The following is a 7196-nucleotide window of genomic DNA, read 5'->3' on the forward strand; positions in this document are numbered from 1 at the left end:
TTCTGGAAATAGACCGGATGGAATACCTACAGGGCCGTTAGTACAGGCCCGAAACGACACTTTAGAAAAGCGAGAGGGCGCAGCAATTGCCTGATAACTCCAGCTATTCGGAAGGCGATACCCGCAAGGCATGGGAGAGATTTGTCTCCTCCGACAAGGATGGCAACGGGATGCCGGCGAACGTGCGGGATGAGATCCTCGATTCCTGGCGGCGCAGCCGTGAGTTGGGAGTCGATGCCGGCAGCCAAGCATCGCGCAAGGTGATCGACCAAAGCCAGTTGTTACTCCGCCGCGAACGCAATTCCGCGCTCCGCCAGGCGGCCTCGGCGGCCTTCAAGCGGCTGGAGCCGCATCTGAAAGAGGCTCGCACCATCCTGATTCTGGCTGACAGCCAGGGGGTGATCATCGACGCCATCGGTGACGAACACGTGCTGGACGAGGGCCAGGAAATCCATTTGCAACTTGGCGGCGACTGGAGCGAGCGCACCATCGGCACCAACGGCATTGGCACGGCTCTTAAGACCGGCAAACCCTCTTACGTGCACGCCTCCGAGCATTTTGCCGAAGGCGTACAGGCTTGGACCTGCGCGGGTGCGCCGATCTTCGACCCCCTCACCCAGAACGTGATCGGTGTCGTGGATCTCTCCGGTCCGCCGCAGATTTTCCGCCAGCACAATGTGGCGCTGGTCCTGGCGGCGGCGCGCGAGATCGAGATTGCGCTGGCAGAACAGAAACAGGTCGAACGCACGCAATTGCTGGAGGCCTTCCTGATGTCGGATTACAGCCGCGCGCATGACAGCGTGGTGCTGGTCGATCAGTCAGGCCGTGTGCTGTTCCGCCGCGGGCTGGACGATGATCCGAAGCGCCGTACCAAGGAATTGTCGGTCGGCCACAAGCTGTTGCCGAAACTCGAAGGCCTGTCGGACCAGGACATTCCCAAGCTCTTGCCTCTTAACGTTGAGGCGGAAGGCATCGAACGGCTCAAGCTGGAAGGCGTCTTTCGCGGCGCCGCCCTGTTTCTCAAGGACAAGGGCAAGATGCTGCGTAAGGCGGGAGCAACCTGCACCATCAAGCCGCGGGTCAATGTGGAGGAGGGCGAGATTCAGATCATCGGGTCGTCGCCGAAGATGGCCGATGCCATCGGCCTGGCCGAACGCGCGGCGCTGGCCAATGTTTCGGTGCTGATTCAAGGTGAAACCGGGGTCGGCAAGGAATTGTTCGCGCGCCTGATCCACAGCCGCATACCGGATCACAAGGCGCCCTACGTGCCGGTTAACTGCGCTGCAATTTCCAGCGATCTTATCGGCGCGGAACTGTTCGGCTATTCGGAGGGCGCCTTTACCGGCGCCGTCCGGGGCGGGCGCGCCGGGAGGTTCGAGCAGGCCAACAACGGGGTGCTCTGCCTCGACGAGATTGGCGACATGCCGATCGAACTGCAGCCCTACCTGCTCAGGGCGCTCGAACAGCGGGCGATTTACCGGATGGGCGACAACAAGCGGCGCCCGGTCGATGTCCGGCTGGTTTCGATGACCAACCGCGACCTGCGCCAGGAGATCGAGAGGGGCAATTTCCGCCGCGACCTGTTCTACCGGATCGGGGTGATGACCATCGAGGTGCCCCCCTTGCGCGAACGCGGCAACGACATCGTCGCGTTGCTCGACCATTTCTCAAAGAAATATGCCGAAGAAACCGGGCGCCCGCCGATGACCTTTGCCAAGCGGGCGATGGAATTGATGCTGCAATACCAGTGGCCCGGCAACGTCCGGGAGCTAAGAAATGTCGTCCAGCGCTTCTACCTTATGAAGTCGGGTGGCTTCGTGACTGAGCGGGACCTGCCACCGGAGATTCAGGACGATTTCGATGATGGCGACGAGGATTCTCTGGAGCACATCCTAGGCGGCCATTCCGGCGACTTAGAAAGCATCGAGGCCAGCGCCATCCGCCGGGCGATCACCGCGGAAAACGGCAACCTGACCAAGGTGGCCCAGGTTCTGGGGATCTCGCGGCCAACGCTTTATCGCAAGATCAAGCGGTATCACATCCGCAAGGTCTGAGGTTGCGAGCTACAGGGTCCCAGGGGCCCGGTTACAACATTCAAGCCCCACATATAACGCAGAAAGCTGCTGATGCCCGTTTTCACATGTTCGGCCACATAACTATGTATACTTATGAAAACAGCTTCTAAATGTGGATAGCCGAGTGGCTGGTTTCTTCCTGAAGTCGCTGACTTCAGGAAAATTTCTAGCGCAGATAGGGTCAACATACCAGACCAGACACCAGCCCACACTGTCTCATTGTGGCTCCGGCGTTCTTGTCCTTCCGGGGTGAAACGGGCGATTGTTGCTATGCGCTTCAGCGCACTAACTTCACATTGCCGCTAGTTAGCTCGGGCGTGCATTCTTCAACACAGCAGGCGGAGGGAAAGTTCGTGAAGCGGGACTCTAGCCAGCCCCTGTGGAATTTTCCTTTACGATCTTGCGGAGCACTTTAATTGCCTGATCCAGAGTTGGGTTGGGAGTATCGGAGGGGCGGACAATATACATAGGATATGCGAAGGTGACGGCTCCTTCGACAGCGCTTATTTGACCTGTTTCCAGAAAGGGAGGGGCAACGCTCTGCCTGCCATATGCGGCCCCGCCATTTCCAGTAACGTACCGCGCCGCAAGGGGGCCGTAGTCAAAGGAAACTGCTGCTCCTTCAAATAGAGGATAGCTGTGCTTGAATGACGCTATGAAGGCCTCACCCCAATTAACATATACGAAGCGTGGATCATAAATAGATCGGATGCTGGGATCTGTCGTGTAGAGTATCAGGCGATCCTCCATCAGCAGATCCGCCTTCAACCCCGATCTTGCGGGGGGCGTATGCATCAATGCCACATCAATCGTCCCCTCAGCAAAACAGTCGATGAGATCACCGGGGATATCAACTTTGATGCGAAGCGCCGTCTCGGGCATCTCGGCTCTCAAGCGGCTGGCCCATTTGTTCATCCACGTCGTTGCCACGTTCACCTCACCGCCAAGCGACAAGACAGAGGAAAAGCCCTCTGGGACGGAAAAATCGCCTTTAAGGCGTTCGCCCAGCCGGACAAAAGCCGGGGCTTGCCGCAAAAAGTGTTTGCCAGCCCTAGTCAACTCGGCTCCTGACTTGCGCCTGATCAGCAACTGCTTGCCAAGCGCACTCTCAAGCTTTTTGATGCGCGCGCTGACAGTGGTCTGAGCGACGTGCAGCCGCTCCGCGGCATGTCCGAAGTTCCCCGTCGAAGCAACTTCAATGAAAGTCTTAACTACATCTGTGTCCACAATACGCCTAATCGATCAGGATTGTTGCTGGTTTCGAGCGAGATAATTCATTGTACAGCTGAGTGGAAGGGGGGGTAGGTGGTTATTGTGTGGTCTTAATGTAGAGGTTCATATTTCATGCCCGAAAAGGTTGTACGGTTTCCTCCTGCGCGAAACGCTCCTTTGTTAGCGTTTGGAGGTCAGGTTTTGTCGTCCCGGAATTTGAACGTCTCATTTTTTAAACCTTCCTCGTGCCCCGGAATTTCCCCGCCCGCAAACGGAACCCCCGCCAGTTCCGKGGTGCGACATTTTGACGGCACAGCATCGGATCCAGATACCGCAAAATACTTAGTATCGAGGAGGTGGGGCCGCTTCGTGTCGTTCTGGCGTGATGTACTTACTCTGTCTTGGTTCCGAAGTCGTTTGCCATCGGCATTTCGAAGCCTCGGAGGTGAAAGCCTTCAGGCGGAAGAAGTGAGCTTCTCCGTATCAGGAACTGAGGCCGAAGTTCCTGCTGAACACTGGCGCAGCTTAAGAAGTCCAGATGTCATATGGGAATTTCTCGACGGAGAGGCTGAAAAAAGGATCAAGACCAATGGCTCGAATTTGGATGGTCCTTGTCTCGTCATTTGCGGGAAGCTTACATGCGGTCGCCGGTTAATCCGTCACTTCGCGTCTCGAGGTGATGAGGCTCACTTGGTCACAGACGTAGATGAAGCCTTTGGTGTTCTCAAAGGCAGAGCGGATGCCTGGTCCATGGCGATTCTGGACCTCGATAGTTTCGGAGGTATTCTAGAGCTGTCGGATGACCTTATGGATTTCCGCGTTGAAGCACCGGAAGTGCCGCTTCTCTTGCTATCCTCTGGTTTCTCTCAGGATGACCTGTCAGAGGAACGCTTGCCGATGTGTGACGCATCCATTCGCAGTCCGGCTTTCTCTCTTTCCCTTGCTAAAGGGGTGAAGGCTGCTATTGAAAATAACAAGGCTTGGCGATTGCGCTATAAAAGCATGATTTACTGAAAGTGGGGTGGAGCTATTTTTTCCAAATTTTGCAAAACACCCTGAAGGAGTGAATTAGTTGAATGGCGCCGATCTTATAGGTTTAATCAATTTCGCCACGCGATTCATATTGTATTTTTCACTTTTGATTGCCCCCAATTTGGCAATTTCAGAACATGCAATACAAAAACACTTTCCGGAAATAAAACAAGCTATTGTTCAGTTGCATATAGGCGGGCGCAACTTCTGCACGGGAACGCTTGTCACCCCATACCTGGTTGCCACCGCTGCGCATTGTATTGCTAACCAACACACCAAAGCTGTTTTCAGGCCCGAAGCCGTGTTAATCTACTTTAGGTTGCGTCAAGAAAAATTAAAGCTAACCAGAAGAGCCAAACAGGTTGTTACCCACCCAAACTATCGTTTCGGTGGTCCGGATGAGAGCAATCTGCGGGCAGACATCGCCTTTCTGCTTCTTGATCAGCCTGTACCTGAAGATGTTGTGAAGCCAATTCCGATTACAGGGAGATTTCGGCGGCAGGAGAGGGTCTCCATCCTGTCCTACAGCCAACATAGCCGACGTAACTTAAGAATAGACAATGAATGCAAGGTTTTAGGTTTCAGCCATCATGCGGTTGCGTTCTCTTGCAAAGTCGATTTTGGCGAGTCGGGGGCACCAGTGATTGGCTGGGGCGAGGATCAAACGCCAAGTCTGGTTTCAATTATTACAGCCAAAGCCATGATGGGCGAAGAGCCCGTGGCGCTTGGTGCAATACTGGATGAGACAGCGGTGTCGGTTTTTCGTGATGCAAGCTGCGCATCTGAACAGCCGGGCCCTTGTTAGGGGCAGGATTCATAACCAGAAAATGACGACGGCGGCGAGAGTGCAGGCTGACAGGAAGACCTGCAGCGATGGCTTCGAGGGTGGCCTTGAGGTATGGCCGCTCCGGGCTGGGTCTGTCTGCTGGACCTGCAAAGCAGGTAGCCCTGGCGCTCGTTTCTCAACGCGCCTGTGCTACACCGTTGTACCTCTAACAACCTAACAATCTAACCGCCTAACAACCGGTCGACTTTCCTAGCCACTTTGTCCGCAGCCTTTGCGAGGTAACATGCGTCGAGATGGGCGTACCGTTCGGTACTTTCTGGTGACCTGTGGCCGAGCAGCTTGCCAGTCATGTGAAGGGTTTCGCCCGACATGATGGCGTGGGAGGCATAGGTGTGGCGGAGATCGTGCAAACGGATATCGGCGGGCAAACCGGCCAGATGTTTGAAGGTTTGCCAGGCGTGATCGATGGATGTGCGATGCGGCTTCTTTGTCCGCTGAGCCGGGAACACGTAATTGGACCGGCGCTGTTTACGCAACCGGTCGAGGTACTGGATAGCAGCATCGCTCAGATTGACTTCGCGCGGGCCTGTCTTGGTGCGCCGGAGGGAGAGCCTGTCTTTCTGGACTTCGTCCCATCTCAACCGCAGGATTTCGCCGGAGCGGCAGCCGGTCAGCAGCATCAGCCAAATCGCGTCCGCAGCGTCCCTCTGCCTGGAGGTTGCGGAGTTCAGCACGGCGGCCAGCCGCCGGAGCTGGCCGCTGCTCAGCATGCGACCGCGCGCCAACCGCCGGTTGAAACGCAGAGGCGCGGCTGGATTGGAGAAGTCTGGGGGGAGATGGCCTGCTTCTTGGCCCCAATTCAGAATAGTCGTGAAGTGCCCAAGCGCCTGGTTGGCACCGCCCGGCCGCGAACGGGAATAGGCATAGAACCATTCGGCGATGTCGGGCGTTGTGATCCGCGTAATTTTACTCCGGCCAAAAGCGGGCAGAAGCTGCGTATCCAGATAGTAGCCCAACGAGGACAGCGTGGAATTGGCATAGACCCCGCGCTTGGCATTCAGAAAGGCGGTGCAGAGTTCCGAGAAGGTGAGTGTGTTTCGCTGCTCCGGAGCAGGGGACCGTTGTCCTGTGCCTCTGTGCGCATGGAAGGCTTCGCGTGCCTCGCAGAGTTCCATGTCCTCAAAACGCCCCAAGGTGACACGCCGGGTCTTCCCCGCGTCCCGCTGCCAGCAGACCCAAGACTTGGCGCCGCCGGGCTGGACACGCAGGGCCAGGCCGTCGCACTGGGCATCGTGAAGCATGTGTGAGCGATACTTGAACCGCGACTTCTATTGACGTTCAGGGTAGGGGTGTCGGCCCATCTCTTCCATCATCTTTTCGCGAAAGACCTCGGCTGGTGTCTTCCATCCGAGGCACTTCCTGGGCGTCGCGTTGAGGCGGTCACTGATCATCTTCAAATCATGATCAGTGAGTGCCGTGATGTCTCGCTTCCTCGGCAACCATCTTCGCGCCCGGCGATTAGTGTTCTCAACGGTGCCTTTCTGCCAGGGGGAAGACGGGTCACAAAACCACGTTTGCGTCCCGATCTCTGCTTGAAGGTGCGGCCAGCTGACGAACTCGGTGCCGCGATCAAAGGTGATTGATCTCCGCGCCAGGTGGGGCAGGTCGCGCACAGCTTTCATGATCTTTCCCATAACCGGCTTGGTGCGCTTGTTCCCGTTCTTCAAGAGCACCGTGAAGCGGCTCACGCGCTCGACCAAGGATGTGACATTTGACTGACCAAGCTTCTGTTTAAACGACATTAAGTCAGCTTCCCAGTGGCCGAACTGACGTCTGTGCGCGACATCTGTCAACGCCGTTTCAATTTTCCCCAAAAGTGCCGAAGTAAAATTCCCCACTTGCTCGGTCCCGGTGATCAGCCGGCGTTAGTGATCAGCGGCTCCATTCCTTGTCTTTGGCGGTCGCCCGCGGCGCTTCGGCGGAGGCGGGGGAGCGATCGGGGCGTTGGCGCGGACATGCTCGGGTATGAGGTCGGCATGGCTGCGCAGGCGGTAGCTGGCACCTTCGATCTGTATGACCACAGCGTGGTG

General features: G+C 56.6%; 6 protein-coding genes. 3 read left to right on the top strand and 3 right to left on the bottom strand.

The window, feature by feature from the left end; all coding sequences use genetic code 11:
• Positions 1 to 86: 86 nt before the first annotated feature.
• Positions 87 to 2054, top strand: a complete 1968-nt coding sequence (locus tag GKC28_RS22530) for a sigma-54-dependent Fis family transcriptional regulator (RefSeq protein ID WP_174149224.1) — start codon at positions 87 to 89, stop codon at positions 2052 to 2054.
• A gap of 387 nt (positions 2055 to 2441) precedes the next feature.
• Here GKC28_RS22530 and GKC28_RS22535 read toward each other — a convergent pair whose 3' ends face one another.
• A complete protein-coding gene (locus GKC28_RS22535) occupies positions 2442 to 3302 on the bottom strand; it encodes a LysR family transcriptional regulator (protein WP_174149225.1) in 861 nt (286 codons plus the stop codon).
• Positions 3303 to 3755: 453 nt separating this feature from the next.
• Between GKC28_RS22535 and GKC28_RS22540 the strand changes: the two genes are divergently transcribed.
• Together GKC28_RS22540 and GKC28_RS22545 are read left to right on the top strand one after the other, a co-directional pair.
• Positions 3756 to 4301, top strand: coding sequence for a hypothetical protein (locus tag GKC28_RS22540; protein WP_174149226.1), 546 nt, complete (start codon positions 3756 to 3758; stop codon positions 4299 to 4301).
• Positions 4302 to 4359: 58 nt separating this feature from the next.
• Entirely contained in the window at positions 4360 to 5124 is a 765-nt protein-coding gene (locus GKC28_RS22545; protein WP_174149227.1) for a serine protease, read from the top strand.
• Between the two features lie 203 nt (positions 5125 to 5327).
• Here GKC28_RS22545 and GKC28_RS22550 read toward each other — a convergent pair whose 3' ends face one another.
• The gene (locus GKC28_RS22550) at positions 5328 to 6407 is read right to left on the bottom strand and encodes a site-specific integrase (protein WP_174149228.1); all 1080 of its coding nucleotides are present in this window, start codon (positions 6405 to 6407) and stop codon (positions 5328 to 5330) included.
• 27 nt (positions 6408 to 6434) lie between these two features.
• Positions 6435 to 7004 carry an IS30 family transposase gene (locus GKC28_RS22555; protein WP_368041163.1) on the bottom strand — a complete coding sequence of 190 codons (570 nt, stop codon included), beginning with the start codon at positions 7002 to 7004 and terminating at the stop codon, positions 6435 to 6437.
• Between the last annotated feature and the right edge of the window lie 192 nt (positions 7005 to 7196).

Origin of the sequence: Leisingera sp. ANG59, from assembly GCF_013317235.1 — a bacterium.
Taxonomy (GTDB): domain Bacteria; phylum Pseudomonadota; class Alphaproteobacteria; order Rhodobacterales; family Rhodobacteraceae; genus Leisingera.